The organism is Streptosporangiales bacterium (assembly GCA_009379955.1).
Taxonomy (GTDB): Bacteria; Actinomycetota; Actinomycetes; order Streptosporangiales; family WHST01; genus WHST01.
Genome location: WHST01000001.1, coordinates 134,878 through 155,257, shown reverse-complemented (window position 1 = coordinate 155,257; position 20,380 = coordinate 134,878). Strand labels below are relative to the sequence as shown.

General features: G+C 70.6%; 20 protein-coding genes. 5 read left to right on the top strand and 15 right to left on the bottom strand.

Annotation, left to right across the window (positions count from 1 at the left end; all coding sequences use genetic code 11):
- Positions 1-18 precede the first annotated feature (18 nt).
- The 6 genes from GEV10_00670 to GEV10_00645 form a co-directional block, all read right to left on the bottom strand.
- Positions 19-1,515 (bottom strand): hypothetical protein, encoded by a 1,497-nt coding sequence (locus tag GEV10_00670; GenBank protein ID MQA76990.1) that lies wholly within the window; start codon positions 1,513-1,515, stop codon positions 19-21.
- 119 nt (positions 1,516-1,634) lie between these two features.
- Positions 1,635-2,471, bottom strand: a complete 837-nt coding sequence (locus tag GEV10_00665) for an alpha/beta hydrolase (GenBank protein MQA76989.1) — start codon at positions 2,469-2,471, stop codon at positions 1,635-1,637.
- A gap of 137 nt (positions 2,472-2,608) precedes the next feature.
- Complete coding sequence (locus GEV10_00660; protein MQA76988.1) at positions 2,609-3,691, bottom strand: metalloregulator ArsR/SmtB family transcription factor; 1,083 nt, start codon at positions 3,689-3,691, stop codon at positions 2,609-2,611.
- Between the two features lie 72 nt (positions 3,692-3,763).
- The gene (locus GEV10_00655) at positions 3,764-5,668 is read right to left on the bottom strand and encodes an ATP-binding cassette domain-containing protein (protein ID MQA76987.1); all 1,905 of its coding nucleotides are present in this window, start codon (positions 5,666-5,668) and stop codon (positions 3,764-3,766) included.
- Positions 5,669-5,787: 119 nt separating this feature from the next.
- A complete protein-coding gene (locus tag GEV10_00650) occupies positions 5,788-6,045 on the bottom strand; it encodes a transcriptional regulator (protein ID MQA76986.1) in 258 nt (85 codons plus the stop codon).
- Positions 6,046-6,136: 91 nt separating this feature from the next.
- Positions 6,137-7,735 carry an ATP-binding cassette domain-containing protein gene (locus GEV10_00645; GenBank protein MQA76985.1) on the bottom strand — a complete coding sequence of 533 codons (1,599 nt, stop codon included), beginning with the start codon at positions 7,733-7,735 and terminating at the stop codon, positions 6,137-6,139.
- 166 nt (positions 7,736-7,901) lie between these two features.
- Here GEV10_00645 and GEV10_00640 point away from each other — a divergent pair, with 166 nt between their 5' ends.
- Positions 7,902-8,891, top strand: coding sequence for an alcohol dehydrogenase catalytic domain-containing protein (locus tag GEV10_00640; protein MQA76984.1), 990 nt, complete (start codon positions 7,902-7,904; stop codon positions 8,889-8,891).
- On the opposite strand, the gene GEV10_00635 is transcribed toward GEV10_00640, so the two are convergent.
- The 8 genes from GEV10_00635 to GEV10_00600 are packed head-to-tail and all read right to left on the bottom strand — an operon-like array spanning position 8,888 to position 15,502.
- Entirely contained in the window at positions 8,888-9,250 is a 363-nt protein-coding gene (locus GEV10_00635) for a DUF59 domain-containing protein (GenBank protein ID MQA76983.1), read from the bottom strand. The genes GEV10_00640 and GEV10_00635 overlap by 4 nt on opposite strands.
- Positions 9,247-9,705, bottom strand: a complete 459-nt coding sequence (locus GEV10_00630; GenBank protein MQA76982.1) for an SUF system NifU family Fe-S cluster assembly protein — start codon at positions 9,703-9,705, stop codon at positions 9,247-9,249. Before GEV10_00630 ends, GEV10_00635 begins: the two co-directional genes overlap by 4 nt.
- Complete coding sequence (sufS, locus tag GEV10_00625; protein MQA76981.1) at positions 9,705-11,006, bottom strand: SufS family cysteine desulfurase; 1,302 nt, start codon at positions 11,004-11,006, stop codon at positions 9,705-9,707. The genes GEV10_00630 and sufS overlap by 1 nt, the downstream gene beginning before the upstream one ends.
- Positions 10,997-11,794 (bottom strand): Fe-S cluster assembly ATPase SufC, encoded by a 798-nt coding sequence (gene sufC / locus GEV10_00620; protein ID MQA76980.1) that lies wholly within the window; start codon positions 11,792-11,794, stop codon positions 10,997-10,999. Before sufC ends, sufS begins: the two co-directional genes overlap by 10 nt.
- A 19-nt stretch (positions 11,795-11,813) precedes the next feature.
- Positions 11,814-12,134 (bottom strand): Rieske 2Fe-2S domain-containing protein, encoded by a 321-nt coding sequence (locus tag GEV10_00615; protein MQA76979.1) that lies wholly within the window; start codon positions 12,132-12,134, stop codon positions 11,814-11,816.
- Between the two features lie 31 nt (positions 12,135-12,165).
- The gene (gene sufD, locus GEV10_00610) at positions 12,166-13,323 is read right to left on the bottom strand and encodes a Fe-S cluster assembly protein SufD (protein MQA76978.1); all 1,158 of its coding nucleotides are present in this window, start codon (positions 13,321-13,323) and stop codon (positions 12,166-12,168) included.
- Between the two features lie 14 nt (positions 13,324-13,337).
- On the bottom strand, positions 13,338-14,750 hold the full coding sequence (gene sufB, locus GEV10_00605; protein ID MQA76977.1) for a Fe-S cluster assembly protein SufB: 1,413 nt from the start codon (positions 14,748-14,750) through the stop codon (positions 13,338-13,340).
- Positions 14,747-15,502 carry an ArsR family transcriptional regulator gene (locus GEV10_00600; protein MQA76976.1) on the bottom strand — a complete coding sequence of 252 codons (756 nt, stop codon included), beginning with the start codon at positions 15,500-15,502 and terminating at the stop codon, positions 14,747-14,749. The genes sufB and GEV10_00600 overlap by 4 nt, the downstream gene beginning before the upstream one ends.
- A gap of 124 nt (positions 15,503-15,626) precedes the next feature.
- On the opposite strand from GEV10_00600, the gene GEV10_00595 reads away from it, so the two are divergent.
- From GEV10_00595 to GEV10_00585, 3 genes are read left to right on the top strand one after another with little or no spacing between them, the layout of a single operon-like run.
- The gene (locus GEV10_00595; protein ID MQA76975.1) at positions 15,627-16,565 is read left to right on the top strand and encodes an ATP-binding cassette domain-containing protein; all 939 of its coding nucleotides are present in this window, start codon (positions 15,627-15,629) and stop codon (positions 16,563-16,565) included.
- Complete coding sequence (locus GEV10_00590) at positions 16,562-17,341, top strand: ABC transporter permease (GenBank protein ID MQA76974.1); 780 nt, start codon at positions 16,562-16,564, stop codon at positions 17,339-17,341. Before GEV10_00595 ends, GEV10_00590 begins: the two co-directional genes overlap by 4 nt.
- 3 nt (positions 17,342-17,344) lie before the next feature.
- A complete protein-coding gene (locus tag GEV10_00585) occupies positions 17,345-18,343 on the top strand; it encodes a heme A synthase (GenBank protein ID MQA76973.1) in 999 nt (332 codons plus the stop codon).
- 7 nt (positions 18,344-18,350) lie between these two features.
- Here GEV10_00585 and GEV10_00580 read toward each other — a convergent pair whose 3' ends face one another.
- Positions 18,351-19,055 (bottom strand): TetR family transcriptional regulator, encoded by a 705-nt coding sequence (locus GEV10_00580; protein ID MQA76972.1) that lies wholly within the window; start codon positions 19,053-19,055, stop codon positions 18,351-18,353.
- Between the two features lie 94 nt (positions 19,056-19,149).
- Here GEV10_00580 and GEV10_00575 point away from each other — a divergent pair, with 94 nt between their 5' ends.
- Positions 19,150-20,358, top strand: coding sequence for an FAD-dependent oxidoreductase (locus GEV10_00575; GenBank protein ID MQA76971.1), 1,209 nt, complete (start codon positions 19,150-19,152; stop codon positions 20,356-20,358).
- The last annotated feature ends 22 nt before the right edge of the window (positions 20,359-20,380 follow it).

The following is a 20,380-nucleotide window of genomic DNA, read 5'->3' as shown; positions in this document are numbered from 1 at the left end:
ACCTCCGTCCGGACGGACCTAGCCGGACTTGCTGACGTTCCACAGGGCGAGCAGGTCGGACGGGCTGACCTTGAAGCCCCTGACGTTCTTCTGCACCGCGGCCGTGGCGTCCTCGTAGTACCAGGGGTCGATGACGGCGTCGTCCTTCAGCTTGCGCTCGAGCACCGTCCACGCGTCCGCGCGCTTCTTCGGATCCTGGATCGCCTGCGCGGCCTCGAACTTCTTGTCGTAGTCCTCGTTGCAGTACCCGAAGCGACCCTTGCGCTCACCGTGGGCGCAGTACCACTCGTTGTAGAGGATGTCCGCGGGCGTCCGCATCGGCGTGCCGGTGGAGGCGAGCTGGAACTTCCCGGAGTTCAGCCTGCTCTGGTACGTGGTGTGGTCGAGGCGCTGGATCTTCACCTTGATGCCCGCGGCCTTCAGGTCCTGCTCGATGCTCACCGCGTTCTTCTGCTGGGTCTCGGGCCCGCCTGCGATCACCTCGATGGCCTGCCCCTTGTACGCGCTCTTGGCGAGCAGCTTCTTCGCCTGGGCGGTGCCGCCGTCCCACGGCCAGTACGTCGCGGCGTCCTTGCGGTACCAGCTCGCGATCTTCGGCGCGTAGGAGTGCGTCACCTCGCCCTCGCCGAAGTCGGTCGTCTTGACGAGCTTGTCCCTGTCGATGGCAGCGAGGACCGCCGCCCGCGTGTACTTGTCCTTGACGACGTCCGCCGAGGTGTTGATGTAGAGGTTCGACTCGCTGGTGCCGGGCACGGACTGCACGGACACGTCGGGCATCGACTTGATGCGGTCGAGGTCCTGCCCCGGCGGGTCGTAGGCGATGTCGTACTCACCGGTCTCGATGCCGGCGACCGCGGTCTGGTCCTCCAGGACGCTCAGGATCTCGACCTTGTCGACCTTGGCCACCTTGCGACCTCCGAAGTTCGAGGTCGGAGCGTCCACCGGCTCGTAGTCGGGGAACTTCTGCAGGACGGCGCGCTCCTCGTTGTCGAAGTTCTCGACCATGAACGGCCCGGTGCCGACGGCCTTCTTCAGCAGGCCGTCGTCGTCCGCCGCGCCCTTCGGCACGATCGCGACCACCACCGGCTGCGCGAGCACCTCGATGAAGCTGCCCTGCGGCCTGCTCAGGGTCACCCGCACGGTCGAGTCGTCGACGGCCTCGACGGTGGCGACGTTGGCGAGCAGGCTCTTTCGCGTCGCGTTCGCCTTGTAGTACTCCAGCGAGTACTTCACGTCGTCCGCGGTCATGGTCTTGCCGTTGTGGAACTTCACGCCCTTGCGCAGGTGGAACGTGTACTCCTTGCCGCCGTCGGCGACGTCCCACTTCTCGGCGAGCATCGGGATCGGGTCGAGGTTGTCGTCGAGCGACACCAGGCCCTCGTAGAGCTGCCTGAGCAGGTTCCAGGTGTTCGACCCGATCTCGCGGAACGGGTCGGTGGAGAGCATGCTGCCCGAGATCCGCACCCGGAGCGTCTTGGTATCGCCGTCACCGCTGTCGGACCCGGATCCCCGCACGCCGCGAGTCCCATGAGGAGCGCGCCGGTCAGCACGAGCGCGACCGTACGCGAAACAGCCAGTCGGAGTTTCATCGTCCACTGCCCTTTCCGAACCTGCCCTGACGCCACTCCCCGTGGTTACGAATTCATCACGTCGGCGAAGAAAGCGCCGACGCGAGGAAGCGCGAGCATGCCATTGTGCGCCATGTCAGGAATGAGATCGAACCTGACCGATATGCCATGAGCCTCGAAGTTGTCGCGCAGGGTCCGCAGCCGCTCGACGCGGGTGCTGCCCGTCTGCTCCACGCCGTCCATCCAGTTGGACTCGCCCGGGTTGTTGATCTCCCAGGTCTCCACGTCGTTCTCGCCGACCACCATCTGGACGGGCACCCGACGGATCGCGTCGAGGTCGATGTCCGTGCCGAACTCGTCCGCGAACCCGCCGGTACCGAGCCACCACGGCAGGCTGTCGTCGAGCAGGGTGAGCCTCCCCGGTGCGCCGATGGACGCGGCGGCGAGGCGGTCGGGATGCAGGTAGAGGAACCGGTGGGTGAACTGCCCGCCGCCCGAGAAGCCGTGCAGCATGAAGGTGGAGCCGTCGACGGGGAACTTCTCGGTGACCTCGTCGACGATGCCGAGCAGCACGTGGTCGAACCTGATGTCGCGGTAGGCGATGAACTTGAAGTTGTGGAGGTCGTCCTGGTCGATGATGCCGGCGGGGAACAGTGGCGCGAGCACGACGCAGCGCTGCTCCTCGCAGAAGCCGGCCATCGCGTCGCGGTACTGCCCGGCGGTGCGTCCCGTGCCGTGCTGGATCACCACCAGCGGGTACCGCTCCGGGTCACCGTCGCGTCGGCCGGGGACGTACAGGCAATAGCTGAAACGCTGGTCGATCCGCGCTGCGAAAACGCTCGTGGCACCCGTCGCGTAGAAACTACTCGTGTCACGAACCTTCGCCGACGACGCCTCAGCCATTCCACTCCCGTTTCAGATTTGTCAGGAACGACGCACCACACGTCAGCTCAAATCAATCGGGATGTTACCTACGCCGTCTACGGTGCAGAACACCATTGACGCCAAGACAGCAAACGACCGGTCGGGGACGGGCCGGCTCACCGCAGTAGCGAGACGAAGATGTCGTCGCCGAGTCGCCGGATGGCGTCGACGTCGAGCGAGTAGTACACGACCTTGCCCTGCCTCGCGCCCGTCACGAGTCCCGCCTCACGCAGTGCCCGCAGGTGCCGGGAGACCTGAGGCGTCGCGAGCCCGGTCGACAAGGACAGGTCGGACGTGCTCCGCGGCTGGCGCTGGATGAAGCGGCAGATGCGCATCCGGGCGGGATCCTGCAACGCGGCGATCCGCCGGGTCACGTCGACGTACGACGTGCGCCGCGGGGCGGCCGCCTCGTACTGGATCACGATCGGCCAGCCCGCGTCGTGCTTGATGATGAGGTGCATGCTCGTGTGGTACGACGGCACGAGGACGACCGGCCGGTCGTGCACGGTGACGATGCCGTGGTTGACCTTGTCGTAGACCACCCGGTCGGGGTCGCGGTAGCGCAGCGCCGTCGGCGAGATCCTGGCGAGCACGTCGAGGCCGTACTTCGACAGCTCCGCGCGCCGCTGGGTCGCCTCCGCGGCGAGGAGCGGACGGTGCTCGCGCCACTCGTCGGTCAGCCAGCGTTCGGCCGCGGCCGTCAGGAACTCCTGGACCTGCGCCCGCACCCGCTCCGGGTCGTCGAGCAGGTCGTGCGCGACCTCGGTGCGGGCGATCGAGATCCGCTCCACCCGCTTGAGGAACGTCGCTCGCGCCGCCGGGTCGTCGAGCAGTGCGTCGTGATCGACGTCACGTGCCTGCTCGCTGATCGGCTCCGCGCACATCGCGACGAACTCGGGCACGGACAGCCGGCCGATCCGCGCGATGCCCTTCGCCAGGTCGCCCTCGCCACCGCTCGGGACATCGAGCGGGAGGAAGAACCTGGCCCGCAGTGCGCCGTACAGCGGCGCGAACCTGCGGGTCATGGCGACCAGGCCCGGCTCGCTGTCGGCGTGGGCACGGTGCTGGATCGTCCGCGAGCGGGAGTGGTGGTCGGCGCGGATGATGGCGTGCAGCATCGCGCCCAGCTCGGCCAGCGGCGACAGGTAGACCTGGATCTGACTGGCCGACACCCCTGAGGTCACCACGGTGATCGGCACAGGAGAACTGTACGACCATCGCCCCGGCGACCTGCCAGAACCTCAGTGCTGGCCGCCCCCGGCGGACTGACGTCAGCTGGTCAGGGCCTGCTGAGCCTCTGACAGGTCCCCTTGCCGGGCGAACTGGGTGCGGTAGAGCTCGGCGTACAGGCCGCCGCGCGCGAGGAGCTCCTCGTGGGTGCCGCGCTGGACGATGCGTCCCTCGTCGACGACGAGGATGAGGTCGGCCTCCCGCACCGTCGAGAGCCGGTGGGCGATCACGAGCGAGGTGCGCCCGACGAGCGCCGTGCGCAGCGCCTCCTGGACCAGCGCCTCCGACTCGGAGTCGAGGTGCGCGGTCGCCTCGTCGAGCACCACGATCGACGGCGCCTTGAGCAGCAGCCGGGCGATCGCGAGCCGCTGCTTCTCCCCGCCCGACAGGCGGTAGCCGCGCTCCCCCACGACGGTGTCGAGCCCGTCGGGCATCAGCCGGATGAGCGCGCCGATGTGCGCGGCGTCGAGAGCGGTCCACATCTCGTCGTCGGTGGCGTCCGGCCGCGCGTAGTCGAGGTTCGTGCGCACCGTGTCGTGGAACATGTGGGCGTCCTGGGTGACGACGCCGACCACGTCGCGCAGCGACCCGAGCTCGGCGTCGCGGACGTCGACCCCGCCGACACGGACCGAACCGGCCTGCACGTCGTACATCCGCGGGACGAGCTGCGAGATCGTCGTCTTGCCGGCGCCGGACGGGCCGACGAGGGCGATCAGCTGACCCGGCTCAGCGCGGAACGACACGTCGAAGAGCACCTGCTGCTCCGGCCGGCTGTCGAGCGTCGCGACGGCCTCCAGGGAGGCGAGCGACACCTCGTTCGCCGTCGGGTACCTGAAGTCGACGTGGTCGAACTCGATCGACCGGGCCGTGTCGCGCCCCAGCCGCTCGGCGCCGGGCTTGTCGCGCACGGTCGGCTCGAGGTCGAGCACCTCGAAGACCCGCTCGAACGAGACGAGCGCGGTCATGATGTCGACGTTGACATTGGTCAGCGCCGTCAGCGGTCCGTACAGCCGGGCGAGGAACGCCGTCATGGCGACCACGGTGCCGACGTCGAGCGTGCCGCGGACGGCCTGGACGCCGCCCCACCCGTAGACGAGAGCGGTCGCCAGTGCCGCGACGAGAGTCAGCGCGGCGATGAAGAAGCTGCCGTACACGGCGCTCGTGACGCCGATGTCACGCACCCTGCCGGCGCGCGAGTCGAACGCGCGGTCCTCGTCGCGGTGCCGGCCGAACAGCTTGACGAGGGTCGCGCCGGCCACGTTGAGCCGCTCGCTGAGCAGCGTGTTCATCTCCGCGTTGAGGTCGTACGACTCACGGGTGATCGCCTGCAGGCGGCGACCGAAGTAGCGCGCGGGCACGAGGAAGAGCGGCAGCAGCACGAGGGCGACGAGGGTGATCTGCCACGACAGCACGAACATCGCGACCAGCGTGATCGTCACGCTGATCAGGTTGCTGACGACGTTGGCGAGCGTGCTGGTGAACGCCTGTTGCGCGCCGAGCACGTCGTTGTTGAGGCGCGAGATGAGCGCGCCGGTCTGGGTCCTGGTGAAGAACGCGATGGGCATGCGCTGCACATGGCCGAAGACCCGGGTGCGCATGTCGAAGATGAGGCCCTCACCGATCCGCGACGACAGCCACCGCTGCACGATCATCGCGACCGCCATCAGCAGGGCGAGACCGGCGACGACGAGTGCCAACATGACGACGAGACCGGAGTTCCGGCCGAGGATGCCCTTGTTGATGATCTCGCGGAACAGCAGCGGGTTGGCGGCACCGAACGCGGCACTCGTCACCAGCACGACGACCAGGGCCGTCACCAGACGCCAGTACGGGCGCGCGAAGGAGCCGATACGCCGGATCGTGGCGCGGCTGATCTTCTCCTTCGTGACCGAGCGGTCGCTGCGCAGCGCACGCATGCCCTGCCAGACCCCTGGTCCCCCTTGCATCGACATCCGCTCTCCCGTCCGCCCGCGCTTACATGATTACAGCGCGGCGCTCAGGAGAACACCGATGGCGGTGCCGTTCTTCCCCGATCTCGCCGGCGGGGTGCCGCGGGTGCCCGGGGTCAGCCCACGCCCGCCCGCTTGCGGGTGGCGCCCCCGCGGCCACGCAAGGTGACTCCCGACTCGCTCAGGACGCGGTGGACGAATCCGTAGGAGCGGTTGACCTCGGCCGCGATCCTCCGGATCGGCCAGCCCTCCTCGTACCTCCGCCGCACCGCTGCCGCCATCTCGTCGCGTTCGGCACCGCTGATCCGCGCGCCCTTCTTCACGTCGGCCACGCTCTCCACCTCCGCAGGAACGAGTGGACTCCTCGTTCTCATGATCACGCGCGCGCCCGCACCGTGTCACCGGTTCCGGCAAAGTGACCTTCCCGGCCTACGCACGGCGATGTCAACACCGGGTACCCGCCGGTCAGCTCAGGGCGACGAGGTCGACGTAGCTGTCGTTCCAGAGGTCCTCGTCGGCGTCGGGCAGCAGCAGCACCCGGTCCGGCTGCAGCGCCTCGACCGCGCCCTCGTCGTGGGTGACGAGCACGATGGCCCCCGGGTACCCGCGGATGGCGCCGAGCACCTCCTCGCGGCTCGCCGGGTCGAGGTTGTTCGTCGGCTCGTCGAGCAGCAGCACGTTGGCCCGCGACACGACGAGGCGCGCGAGTGCGAGCCTGGTCTTCTCGCCCCCGGACAGGGTGCGGGTCGGCTGGTCCACGGTGTCGCCGGAGAAGAGGAAGGAGCCGAGCACCCGGCGCAGCTCGGTGTCGGTCATCCCCGGGGCGATGTCGCGCATCGTCTGCAGCACCGGCGAGGCGGGATCGAGGGTCTCGTGCTCCTGCGCGTAGTACCCGAGCCGGAGACCGTGCCCGGGCAGGACGTCGCCGGTGTCCGGCTGCTCCAGGCCGCCGAGCAGGCGCAGCAGGGTGGTCTTGCCCGCGCCGTTGAGACCGAGGACGACCACCCGGCTGCCGCGGTCGATGGCGAGGTCGACGTCGGTGAAGACCTCGAGCGAGCCGTACGACTTCGACAGCCCCCGCGCCGTCAGCGGCGTGCGTCCGCACGACGCGGGCTGGGGCAGCCGGAGCTTCGCGACCTTGTCCGCCCTGCGGACGTCGTCCAGGCCGTCGAGCATCCGCGCGGCGCGCCGGTCCATGGCGTGCGCGGCCCTGGCCTTGGTCGCCTTTGCCCGCATCCGGTCGGCCTGCGCCTGCAGGCTCGACGCCTTCTGTTCGGCGTTGGCACGCTCCCGCTTGCGCCTGCGCTCGTCGGTCTCGCGCTGCTGGAGGTACGCGTTCCAGCCGACGTTGAAGATGTCGAGCACCATGCGGTTGGCGTCGAGGTGGTACACCTTGTTGACCACGTTCTCGAGCAGGCCGACGTCGTGGCTGATGACCACGAGACCGTTCCTGGTGCTCTTCAGGTAGTCGCGCAGCCAGACGATCGAGTCGGCGTCGAGGTGGTTGGTCGGCTCGTCGAAGAGCAGCGTCGCGGCGTCGCCGAAGAGGATCCGCGTCAGCTCGACCCGCCTGCGTTGGCCGCCCGACAGCGTGCCGATCGGCTGGGCGAGCACCCGCTCGGGCAGGCCGAGGCTCGCGGCCATCGACGCCGCCTCCGCCTCGGCGGAGTAGCCGCCGACCGCGAGGAACTGCTCCTCCAGCCGGCTGTACGCCCGCATCGCGTCGTCCTGCGCGCGGCCGGCCGCCTGCGCGATGCGCTCCTCGCCGCGACGCATCCGGCGGACGACCTCGTCGAGGCCGCGCGCGGACAGGATGCGGTCGCGGGCGAGCGTGTCGAGGTCGCCGGTGCGCGGGTCCTGCGGCAGGTAGCCGACCGATCCGGTACGCGTCACCGTGCCCTGCGCGGGCTGGCCGACCCCGGCGAGCACCTTCGCGAGCGTCGTCTTGCCCGCGCCGTTGCGCCCGACCAGGCCGATACGGTCACCGGGGCCGACGCGGAACGACGCCTGCTCGAGCAGGAGGCGGGAGCCGGCGCGCAGCTCCAGGTCAGTGGCAACGATCATGGGAGGGTGACTCTCGCGGCTCGAGGGCTGAGGGGACGCTCGTCCGGCCACCAGTCGGCCCCCATGGGGCTGCGTGGCGGCCTCGGGGCGAGGTCAATCGACCGTGAGATGCACCCGCCCATGGTAGCGGGCGGCGTTGCCCACCTGCGAAGGGATTGCCGTGGACATGAGAACCGCCCGCCTGCACGGTGTCGCCGACCTGCGGATCGCCGACGAGCCCCGCCCGGTTCCCGGACCGGGCGAGTCGCTCGTCCGCGTGACCGCGGTGGGTCTCTGCGGCTCCGACCTGCACTGGTACGCCGAGGGCGGCATCGGGTCCAAGCGACTCGACCGACCGCTCGTGGTCGGTCACGAGTTCGCGGGCGTCGTCGAGGGCGGCGAGCTGGACGGGCGGGCCGTCGCGGTCGACCCTGCGGTCCCCTGCGAGCACTGCCCGTCGTGCCTGCGCGGGTACCGCAACCTGTGCCCCACCGTGGGCTTCGCCGGCGAGGGCGAGCGCGACGGCGCGCTGCGGGAGTACCTCGCGTGGCCGACCGAGCTGCTGGTCCCGTCGCCCGACGGCCTCACTGCGGCGGACGGCGCGATGCTCGAACCGCTCGGCGTCGCGATCCACGCGATCGACCTCGGGCACGTCCACCTCGGCTCGCGGGTCGCGGTGGTCGGCTGCGGGCCGGTCGGGCTGCTGGTGCTCCAGGTCGCCCGGCTGGCCGGGGCGACGAACGTCGTGGCGGTCGAGCGCCTCCCGCACCGGCGGGAGATGGCCCGCCGGCTCGGCGCCGACCAGGTGCTGTCCCCCGAGGACTCCGTCGAGGTGGACGCCGACGTCGTGTTCGAGGTCGCGGGGCCTGACGACGCGGTCGCATTGGCGGTGCGCGCCGCGCGGCCGGGCGGCCGGGTCGTCCTCGCCGGGATCCCGTCGGACGACACCACGTCGTTCCCCGCGTCGCCCGCCCGCCGTAAGGGCCTGACGCTCGCCGTCGCCCGGCGGATGAACGACGTCTATCCCCGCGCCGTCGAGCTCGTGGCGAAGAAGCTGGTCGACGTCACGACGATCGTCACGCATGAGTACCCGCTCGCCGACGTGGCCGAGGCGTTCCGCGTCGCCGACGCCCGCGAGGGCGGCAAGGTCGTGGTCAACGCCGACGCGCGTGACTAGACGTTGAAGCCGAGCGCCCGCAGCTGCTCGCGGCCCTCGTCGGTGATCTTGTCCGGGCCCCACGGGGGCATCCAGACCCAGTTGATCCTGAAGTCGTCGACGACGCCGGACAGCGACTGCGCCGTCTGGTCCTCGATGACGTCGGTGAGCGGGCAGGCCGCGCTCGTCAGCGTCATGTCGATCGTCGCCGCGTTGGCCTCGTCGACGGTCACGCCGTAGACCAGGCCGAGGTCGACGACGTTGATGCCGAGCTCGGGGTCGACGACGTCGCGCATCGCCTCCTCGACGTCCTCGGTCGTCGCGACCGACGCTGTGTGCCCCGTCGGTGTGGCGTGCTCACGTACCGGCTGCTCGCTCATGATGATGTGGCCTCCCCTACGTGGTCCATGCTACGTGCGGTCGCGTCCATCCAGGCCATCCAGCCGAGCAGCGCGCACTTGACCCGCGCCGGGTAGCGTGACACCCCGGCGAACGCCACGGCGTCCTCGAGGACGTCCTCGTCCGGATTGCTCTCGCCTCGGCTCCTCATCAGGGCGAGGAACTCGTCGTGGATCCGCTTGGCGTCGCCGACCGTGCGGCCGATGACGAGGTCGGTCATCACCGACGCGCTCGCCTGGCTGATCGAGCAGCCGAGCGAGTCGTACGAGACGTCGGCGACCGTGTCACCGTCGAGCCGCACCCGCAGCGTGACCTCGTCACCGCAGGTCGGGTTCACGTGGTGCACCTCGGTGTCGAAGGGCTCCTTGAGCCCCTTGTGATGCGGGTGGCGGTAGTGGTCCAGGATGATCTCCTGGTACAGCGACTCGAGATGCATCAGCCGAAGAACCTCTTCACCTGTGCCAGACCCGCGACGAGGGCGTCGACGTCGCTCCTGGTGTTGTACAGGTAGAACGACGCGCGCGTGCTCGCCGCGACCCCGAACCTCGTGTGCAGTGGACGGGCGCAGTGGTGCCCCGCGCGGACGGCGACGCCCTCGGCGTCGAGCACCTGGCTGACGTCGTGCGGGTGGACGTCGTCGAGGACGAACGACAGCACCGCGCCGCGGTCGACCGGCTCGGTGGGACCGAAGATGCGGAGCCCGTCGACGCCGGCGAGCTGGTCGAGGGCGTACGCCACGAGCATGTCGTCGTGTGCCCGCACCTCGTCGCGCCCCAGCTCGGTGAGGTAGTCGACGGCGGCGCCGAGGCCCACGGCCTCGGTGATCGGCATCGTGCCGGCCTCGAACTTGTGCGGCGGCGGGGCGAACGTCGAGCGCTCCATCGCGACGGTCTCGATCATCTCGCCGCCACCGAGGAACGGCGGCATCGCGTCGAGCAGCTCACGGCGTCCCCACAGCACGCCGATGCCCGTCGGACCGCACATCTTGTGTCCGGTGAACCCGAGGAAGTCGACCCCCAGGTCGCGGACGTCGACGGTCCAGTGCGGCACCGACTGCGCGGCGTCGACGAACACCAGCGCGCCGGCGGCGTGCGCGCGTGCGGTGACCTCGCGGATCGGGTTGATCGTGCCCAGCATGTTCGACTGGTGGGCGAGTGACACGAGCTTGGTGCGCTCGGTGATCAGCTCGTCGATCCGCGAGAGGTCGAGACGTCCCTCGTCGGTCACCCCGAACCAGCGCAGCGTGGCGCCGGTGCGCTCGCACAGCAGCTGCCACGGGACGATGTTGGAGTGGTGCTCCATCTCGGTGATGACGATCTCGTCGCCCGGGCCGAGCCGGAAGCGCGGGTCGGAGCCCGCGGTCGCCGACGCGTTCCCCATCGAGTACGCGACGAGGTTGATGGCCTCGGAGATGTTCTTCGTGAACACGATCTCGGTCTCGTCGGCGGTGCCGAGGAACCTGGCGACCTTGAGCCTGGCGCCTTCGTAGGCCTCGGTCGCCTCCTCGCCGAGCGCGTGCGAGGCGCGGTGGATGTTGGCGTTGTGCCTGGAGAGGAACTCCTCCATCGCGTCGAGCACCGTGCGCGGCTTCTGCGAGGTGTTCGCACTGTCGAGGTAGACGAGCCGGCGGTCGTCGTGCACGGTGCGCTCGAGGATCGGGAAGTCCTTGCGCACCAGGTCGACGTCGTACGCCGGTCGCTTCGACGTGCCCGGGGCACCGGTGGCGCTCACGCGGATGCGCCACCCACCGGCGTCGTCTCGGCAGCCTCGGGGGCGGCGGGCCCGGCGCCCTTGGCGTACTTCTCGTAGCCCTCGGCTTCGAGAAGCTCGGCGAGCTCGGGGCCGCCCTCCTCGACGATCCTGCCGGCGACGAAGACGTGCACGAAGGTCGGTGTGATGTAGCGGAGGATCCGCGTGTAGTGGGTGATGAGCAGGACGCCGCGGTCGCCGGCCGCCGCGAAGCGGTTGACGCCCTCCGACACGACCTTGAGCGCGTCGATGTCGAGGCCGGAGTCGGTCTCGTCGAGGATCGCGATGTCGGGGTTCATCAGCTCGAGCTGCACGATCTCGTGCCGCTTCTTCTCGCCGCCGGAGAAGCCCTCGTTGACATTGCGCTCGGCGAACGCCGGGTCGAACTTGAGCTGCTCCATCGCCCCCTTCATCTCCTTGACCCAGGTGCGGAGCTTGGGAGCCTCGCCGCGCAGCGCGGTCGCCGAGGTGCGGAGGAAGTTGGACACCGAGACACCGGGGACCTCGACCGGGTACTGCATCGCGAGGAACAGGCCGGCACGGGCGCGTTCGTCGACCTTCATGGCGAGGACGTCCTCGCCGTCGAGCAGCACCTGGCCCGAGGTGATCGTGTACTTGGGGTGGCCGGCGATCGAGTACGCGAGCGTCGACTTGCCCGAGCCGTTGGGGCCCATGATCGCGTGGGTCTCGCCCGCCCGCACGGTCAGATCGACCCCGCGGAGGATCTCCTTGTCCCCGACGCTGACGTGCAGGTCGCGGATCTCGAGGGTTGCCATGTGTCCAGCTACTCCTGTCTCAGTGGTTCTGGTCTGTCGCGACGAGGACGTCGTCGCCGTCGATCTTCACGGGGTAGGTGGCGACCGGCTCGGTGGCGGGCAGGCCGGTCGGCTGTCCGGTGAGGAGGTCGAAGCGCGAGCCGTGCAGCCAGCACTCGATGGTCGTGCCCTCGACGTCGCCCTCGGACAGCGGCACCTCTTCGTGCGTGCACACGTCGTGGCAGGCGTAGAACATGCCGTCCTCCGCGCGGACCACCGCGACGGGGACGCCGTCGACCTCGGCCCGCCTGACGTCACCCTCGGCGAGGTCGGAGACGGCGCACACGCGTGCAAAGGTCATGGTCGAGTCCCGGCCGGCCGTGTCGCCCATCTCAGGTCCCCACCGCCTGGAGCTCCTCCTCGACCCGCTCGAACAGCCGGTCGCGTACCTCGGGGACCTCGATCTGCTGGATCACCTCGGCGAAGAACCCGCGGACGACGAGCCTGCGTGCGTCGATCTCGGGGATGCCGCGCGACTGCAGGTAGAACAGCTGCTCCTCGTCGAACCGGCCCGTCGTGCTCGCGTGCCCGGCACCGATGATCTCCCCGGTGAGGATCTCCAGGTTGGGCACGGAGTCGGCGCGGGCGCCGTCGGTGAGCACCAGGTTGCGGTTGAGCTCGTAGGTGTCGGTGCCCGTGGCGTCCGGCCGGATCAGCACGTCGCCGATCCAGACGGTGTGCGCGTCGGTGCCCTGCAGCGCACCCTTGTACTCGACCCTGCTGCGACAGTCAGGAACCGAGTGGTCGACGAACAGCCGGTGCTCCAGGTGCTGCGGCGAGTCGGCGAAGTACAGCCCGTACATCTCGCAGTCGCCGCCACGCTCGGTGTAGCGCACCTGCGGGTAGAGGCGGACCACGTCGCCACCGAAGGTGACCACCACGGACTTGATCCGCGCGTCGCGGCCCAGGCGTACGTAGTGGTGCGAGACGTGGATCGCGTCGTCGGCCCAGTCCTGCAACGCCACCAGGGTGAGCTGCGCGCCGTCGCCGACGTTGACCTCGACGTTGGCCGCGTAGACGGCACTGCCGGTGTGGTCGAGGACGACGGTGACCTCCGCGAGAGGCTCGACGTCGATGACGATGTGCCCGTAGCTCGTGCCGCCGTTGCCGCGTACCGAGACGAACGCGGGGCGCTCGGGCCGCGCCTCGCGCGGGACGGTCACCACCGTCGCCTTCTCGAAGCCCGACCACGCCTGCGCCGCGATCCGGTCGGTCGGCGTGCCGGCCCGACCGATGCGCGGGTCGTCACGCCCCACCGTCTCCGCCCGTACGGGGTCGGGGACGTCGGCCTCGACGGTCACCCCGCCGTCGGTCTTGGCGGAGCCGTCGTGCAGCCCGCCGAGTCGCTTCAGCGGGGTGAACCGCCACTCCTCGTCGCGCGCCCCGGGGACGGCGAAGTCGTCGACATCGAAGGACGCGGTGGCATGGAGCTTGGACTGTGCCTCGGCCGCCGCGGCCTCGGCTCCTCCCCCGTGGGAATGCGGGGAGATCTCGATACCGGCTGTCAACCCACGGCTCCTTCCATCTGCAGCTCGATCAGGCGGTTGAGCTCGAGGGCGTACTCCATCGGCAGCTCTCTGGCGATGGGCTCGATGAACCCGCGGACGATCATGGCCATCGCCTCGTCCTCGTTGAGGCCGCGGCTCATCAGGTAGAACAGCTGGTCGTCGCTCACCTTCGACACGGTGGCCTCGTGGCCCATCTGCACGTCGTCCTCGCGGACGTCGACGTACGGATAGGTGTCGGAGCGGCTGATGGTGTCGATGAGCAGCGCGTCACACTTCACCGTCGAGGCGGAGTGGTTGGCGCCGTCGAGCACCTGGACCAGGCCGCGGTAGGACGTGCGACCGCCGCCGCGCGCCACCGACTTCGAGATGATCGTCGACGAGGTGTGCGGCGCGGCGTGGACCATCTTGGCGCCGGCGTCCTGGTGCTGTCCCTCACCGGCGAAGGCGACGGACAGGGTCTCGCCCTTCGCATGCGCACCCATCAGCCAGACGGCCGGGTACTTCATCGTCACCTTGGAGCCGATGTTGCCGTCGATCCACTCCATCGTCGCGCCCTCGTGGGCGATCGCCCGCTTGGTGACGAGGTTGTAGACGTTGTTCGACCAGTTCTGGATGGTCGTGTAGCGGCAGCGCGCGCCCTTCTTGACGACGATCTCGACGACGGCGGAGTGCAGCGAGTCGCTGGAGTAGATCGGGGCGGTGCAGCCCTCGACGTAGTGGACGTAGGCGTCCTCGTCGACGATGATCAGCGTGCGCTCGAACTGGCCCATGTTCTCGGTGTTGATCCGGAAGTAGGCCTGCAGCGGGATGTCGACCTGCACGCCCTTCGGCACGTAGATGAACGAGCCGCCCGACCACACCGCCGTGTTGAGCGCCGAGAACTTGTTGTCGCCCGGCGGGATGACCGTGCCGAAGTACTCGCGGAACAGCTCCGGGTGCTCCCGCAGCGCCGTGTCGGTGTCGAGGAACAGGACGCCCTTCTCCTCCAGGTCCTCGCGGATCTGGTGGTAGACGACCTCGGACTCGTACTGCGCGGCGACGCCGGCGATCAGGCGTTGCTTCTCCGCCTCGGGGATGCCGAGCCTGTCGTAGGTGTTCTTGATGTCCGCGGGCAGCTCGTCCCAGGACGTCGCCTGCTTCTCGGTCGACCTGACGAAGTACTTGATGTTGTCGAAGTCGATGGTGTCGAGCTCCGCACCCCAGGTGGGCATCGGCTTGGTCTGGAACAGCTTGTGTCCCTTGAGCCGGGTCTTGAGCATCCACTCGGGCTCGTCCTTCATCGCGGAGATGCGCTGGACGCCCTCCGCGGTCAGGCCGCGCTGTGCCTTGGCACCCGCATCGTCGGAGTCGTGCCAACCCCACTGGTAGTTGCCGAGTCCTTCGAGTTCGGGATGCGCTGTTGTCGTCATGCCGACGTCCTCCCGGACGATCTCGTCGTCTTCTTCTTCGGTGGTGGTGCCTGCCGCGCGGGCCGCGAGGGGGTCGCGGACCGTCCCGGCACATGGGTCGTGCACACGCCATCACCCTTGGCGATGGTCGCGAGTCGTTGGACGTGGGTGCCCAGCAGTCGCTCGAACGCCTCTGTCTCCGCCTCGCAGAGCTGCGGGAACTCCGTCGCCACGTGAGCGACGGGACAGTGGTGCTGGCACAGCTGCTCGCCGCCCCCGGCGAACGGTGTCGGCGCGACCGAGGCAGCGTATCCGTCGGTGCTCAACGCCGCGGCGAGCGCCTCCGCCCGCCGCTCCTGCGGCACCTCCGCGAGGTACTGGTGGTACCTGCGCTCGAGCTCGGCGATCCGGTGCCGCGCGAACTCCGCGACGGCGTCGGGCCCGGCGATGTCGCCGACGTAGCGCAACGCGCTCGCCGCGAGGTCGTCGTAGCTCTGGTAGAACGCGTCTCTGCCCACGTCGGTGATCATGAACGCCCGCGCCGGCCGGCCGCGTCCGCGCTGGCCGCGCTGCGGCGCCTCGCGATCGGCGACGTAGCCGAGCTCGACGAGCGCGTCGAGATGGCGGCGGACGGCCGCCGGGGTGAGCTCGAGCCGGTCCGCCAGGTCGGCGGCGGTCACGGGGCCCACCTCGAGCACCAGCCGGAACACGCGGTCACGGGTACCACGGGCGGCAGTGCCCGCGGTCTCGTAGCCGGATCCGATGCTTTTCACAACATAAGTCTGTCGTAAATCCTGCCGGGTGACAAACCCGGCCCCACGTGACCCTCGTCATGCCGCCACTGTCCGGGGACCCTCCGCCACCTCACCGGCGCGGCGGCGTCCCTAGACTCCTGGTGTGGCAGCCGGCTCCCCACCCGCGGTCGAGGTCGACGACCTCACCAAACGGTACGGCGAGCACACGGCCGTCGACGGGGTCGGCCTCACCGTCCGTCGCGGGAGCGTCACAGCCGTGCTCGGACCCAACGGGGCGGGCAAGACCACCACCGTGGAGTGCTGCGAGGGTTTCCGCCGCCCCGACGCGGGGACGGTGCGGGTGCTCGGGCTCGACCCCCTCGCCGACGGGCGGGCCCTGCGACCTCGGATCGGCGTCATGCTGCAGGCGGGCGGCGTCTATCCGGCCGCGCGCCCGCGCGAGCTGCTGCGCACCGTCGCCAGGTGCCACGCGCGACCCCACGACCCGGACGCGCTGCTCGAGCTGCTGGGACTCACCCGGGTGGCACGGACGCCCTACCGCAGGCTCTCGGGCGGCGAGCAGCAGCGCCTCGGCCTCGCGCTCGCGCTCGTCGGACGGCCGGAGGTCGCGTTCCTCGACGAGCCGACCGCGGGCCTCGATCCCCAGGCCAGGCACGCCACCTGGGACGTCATCGCGGGCCTGCGCGACGCCGGCGCGAGCGTGCTGCTCACCACCCACTACCTGGAGGAGGCGGAACGCCTCGCCGACGACGTCGTGATCATCGACCGCGGGCGCGTGCTGGCGTCGGGCGCGCCCGACCAGCTGACCGGTTCGCCGGACGACCGGCTCTCATTCCGCGCCCCTGGCGGGCTCGACACGACGGACCTGCTCGCCACCCTGCCCGCGGGCACCACGGTCACGGAGGCGCCGTCCGGCCACTACCTGCTGCACCGGACTGCGGGGCCCGTCGACCCGGCGACACTCGCGGCCGTCACGTCCTGGTGCGCGAAGCGCAACGTCCTCGCGGCCGACCTCGGCGTCGAGCGCCGCACGCTGGAGGACGTGTTCCTCGAGCTCACCGGCAGGGAGCTCCGGCCGTGACCGCCGCGACGCCGGGTCGGCTCGACCTGTCGCCCGCACCGGGCGCGGCTCCCGCCGTCCGGCGCGTCCTCGCGTACGCCGTCCACGAGCTGCGCCAGCAGCTGCGCAACGGCGAGCAGCTGCTCCTGACGCTGGTGATCCCGGTCGGCGCGCTCGTGCTTCTCGCGAACGTGCCGATCCTGCCGCTCGGCCCGCGTCCCGTCGACACGGTCACTCCGGGGGTCCTCGCCCTCGCGGTGATGTCGACGGCGTTCACCGGCCAGGCGATCGCCACCGGTTTCGAACGCCGGTACGGCGCTCTCAAGCTGCTCGGCGCCACGCCGCTCGGGCGCACCGGACTGCTCGTCGGCAAGACGCTCGCCGTCGTCGCGATCGAGCTCGGCCAGGTGGCGCTCCTCTGCCTGGTCGCCGTCGCGCTGGGCTGGCGACCCCAGGGCGACCCGGGGTCCGTGGCGGTCCTGCTGCTGCTCGGCACGGCAGCGTTCAGCGGCCTCGGCCTGCTGCTGGCCGGCACGCTGCGCGCCGAGGCGACGCTGGCCGCGGCCAACCTCGTGTACGTCGTGCTCCTCGCGGTCGGCGGCGTCCTCCTGCCCGTCCGGGTGTTCCCCGACCGGGTCGCGGCCGTCCTGCACGCGCTCCCGTCCACCGCGCTCGCCGAGGGACTGCGCGACGTCCTCGAGCACGGCACCGGGTTCCCCGTCCTCGCCGCGGCCGTGCTCGCCGCCTGGGCACTGGTGACGCTGGTCGCGGCGGCGCGGACGTTCCGCTGGGAGTGAGTTATGAGACTCGACAGCAGGCCATGGCCCGCTGAGGTTCTGACAACGCGCGGTTCCTACGATGACGGGGTGACGACGTCCTCCCCCGCCCCGTCGAACCCGCTGCGCGCGTTGGCCGCGTGGGAGCCGTCACCCGCGGCGATGCGGCGCGCCGCATTCGCGGCGGTCGTCGCGAACGTCGGCATCGCGTTCACGGGTGCGGTCGTCCGGGTCACCAGCTCCGGCCTCGGCTGCCCCGACTGGCCGCGCTGCACCGGCGACAGCCTGGTGCCGACGCACAGCCCCGACCACCCCGTGCTCAACATGGCGATCGAGTTCGGCAACCGGATGCTCGGTGTCGCCGTGTTCGCGACCGTCGCGTTCTGCCTGCTCGTCGCGCTGCGGATGCGTCCGCGCCGACGCGACGTCGTCCTCCTCGCCGCGCTGCTGCCCGCCGGCGTGCTGCTGCAGGGCATCATCGGCGGGCTCACGGTCTGGTACGCGCTCACGCCCGGCTGGGTCACGGCGCACTTCCTCGGCACGCTCGTGATGATCGCGCTGACGGTGACGCTGCACGTCCGCACCCACGAGGGCGACGGAGCGCCGCGGGTGGTCGTGCGGCCGCTGGTGCACCGGCTCGTCCAGGCGCTCACCGTCGCGGTGCTGCTGGTGATGGTCGCCGGCACGGTCGTGACCGGCTCGGGTCCGCATGCCGGCGACGCCGACTCCGTGCGCTACCCGTTCCAGCTCGAGGACGTCGCGAAGGTGCACTCCGGACTGGTCTGGGTCACGATGGCGCTCGTCGTCGCCCTCGTCGTCGCCCTGCGCCGCACCCGCCCCGAGGGCCCGGCGTTCACCCGCCTGCTGCAGCTGTCCGGCGTCCTCGTCGCGCAGGCCGCGATCGGGCTCGTCCAGTACTTCACCGGCGTGCCCGCCGCGCTGGTCAGCCTGCACGTGCTCGCCGCGTGCGTCCTCTGGGTCGCGGCGCTCCGCCTGCTCTACGCCATGAGGGTCCGCGCCTGACGCCTCCCTACGGGGACCCGCCCGCCCGCGCGGCGACGAGCAGCTCCACGCCGTCGAGGATGCGCTCGAGGCCGAAGTCGAGCGCCTGGTCCTGCGACTCGGCGACCGTCGACGCGAGCGCCGCCACCAGTGCGGGGAAGCGGTCCTCCCGGCCCCGCAGCAGCGCGGTGATCGTCGTGTCCATGTCCTGCTCGGGCGTGCCGGTGGCCGACGCCGTCGCCTGCTCGGTCATCGTCCTGATGTGCCCGACCACCGTCGCGACCACGTCGAGCATCTCCGCGCCGGCGAGCCCGGTGCCGGCGAGCGCGGCGACAGCGCGCTCCGTCCATCCCAGCTCCCGCGGGCCGAGGACGCGCGCGCCGAGCGTCGTCTCGAGCACCCACGGATGGCGGGCGAGCCGGACGCCGAGCTCCCTGGCCCACGCGTCGAGCCCCGCACGCCAGCCGTGGGTGACCGTGTCCGGGTGCGGGGGGTCGCCGAGCGCGAGGTCGGTCATGAGGGCGACGAGCTCGACCTTGCCGGGGACGTACCGGTAGACCGCCATCTTGGTGACGCCCACCGCCCGCGCGGTGCGCTCCATGGTGACGCCAGCGAGCCCCTCGGCGTCGGCGATCTCGATCGCGGCCGAGGCGATCGCCTCGACGGTGAGCGTGGGTCTCGGCCCCCGCCGCGGCGGTGGTCGCTCGTCCCAGAGCAGCTCGACGACGTTCATCCGCTCATCTCCCTTGCCACGGGCGGATAACTGTGTCTAAGGTCCACTGTATCCGATAGACACAGTAACTCACCCTCATCGAAAAGCGGCACCCATGCACTCCACTCCCCTGCGCGGTACGCGCGTCCTCGTCTCCGGTGCCGGCGTCGCCGGGCCCGCGGTGGCGTCCTGGCTCTCCCGGTACGGTGCGGACACGACCGTGATCGAGATCGCCCCCGCGCTCCGGTCGAGCGGCTTCGCCGTCGACTTCCGCGGCCCGACGCACCTGGGCGTGCTGGAGAGGATGGGCATCCTCGACGAGCTCCGCGGGATCCAGACCCACGGCGGCGCGATGTGCCGTGTCGACGAGAACGGCCGGGAGATCTTCCGGTTGCCCGAGGAGTTCGCGGGCGGCGAGGTCGAGGTCCACCGCCGCGACCTGTCCCGGGTCCTGTGCGAGCGGTGCGCCGAGCGCGTCGAGTTCCTCTTCGGCGACACCGTCACGAGCCTGACCGAGCGTGCGGACGGCGTGCACGTCGAGTTCGCCACCGCCGCGCCACGGACCTTCGACCTCGTCGTCGGCGCGGACGGACTGCACTCGACCGTTCGGCGTCTCGCGTTCGGCGAGGAGTCGCGGTACGTGCGGCACCTCGGTCACTACCTCGCGGGCTGGGACCTGCCGAACGACCTCGGGGTGGACACCGTCGCGCAGCAGTACAACGAGCCCGGCCGGATGGCCAGCGTCGCCGCCGACTCCCGCGATCCGTCCAGCGCCGGCGCCCTCGTCGTGTTCGCGTCGCCGCGGCTGGACGTCGGATGGCGCGACGTCGAGCGGCAGAAGCAGGTCGTCACCGAGGCGTTCGCCGGAATGCCCTGGCACGTTCCCCACCTGCTCGAGTCGCTGACCCGCGCGGAGGACCTGTACTTCGACTCGATCAGCCACGTGAGCGTCCCGCACTGGTCCACCGGCAGGATCGTGCTGCTCGGCGACGCCGGCTGGGGCGTCACCCTCGGCGGCATGGGCGTGGGCACCGGCGTCGTCGGGGCGTACGTGCTCGCCGGGGAGCTCGCCGCCGCGGGCGGCGACCACCGCACCGCCTACGCCGCGTACGAGCGCCGGATGCGTGGCTACTCCGGGCGCTGGCAGAAGCGCGCGAACCCGGGCGCGTTCCTCGCCCCGCGCACCCGCGGCGGGCTGTGGCTGCGTGACTCCGTGTTCCGGACCCGGCTGGGCCGCCGGCTGCTCGTGTCGAGCAGCGACTCCCTCGCGACGGACGTCGAGCTCCCCGACTACGCGGGCGCCGACACCATCGCCGACCGGTGACCGACCCGCACTCGACGGCCGG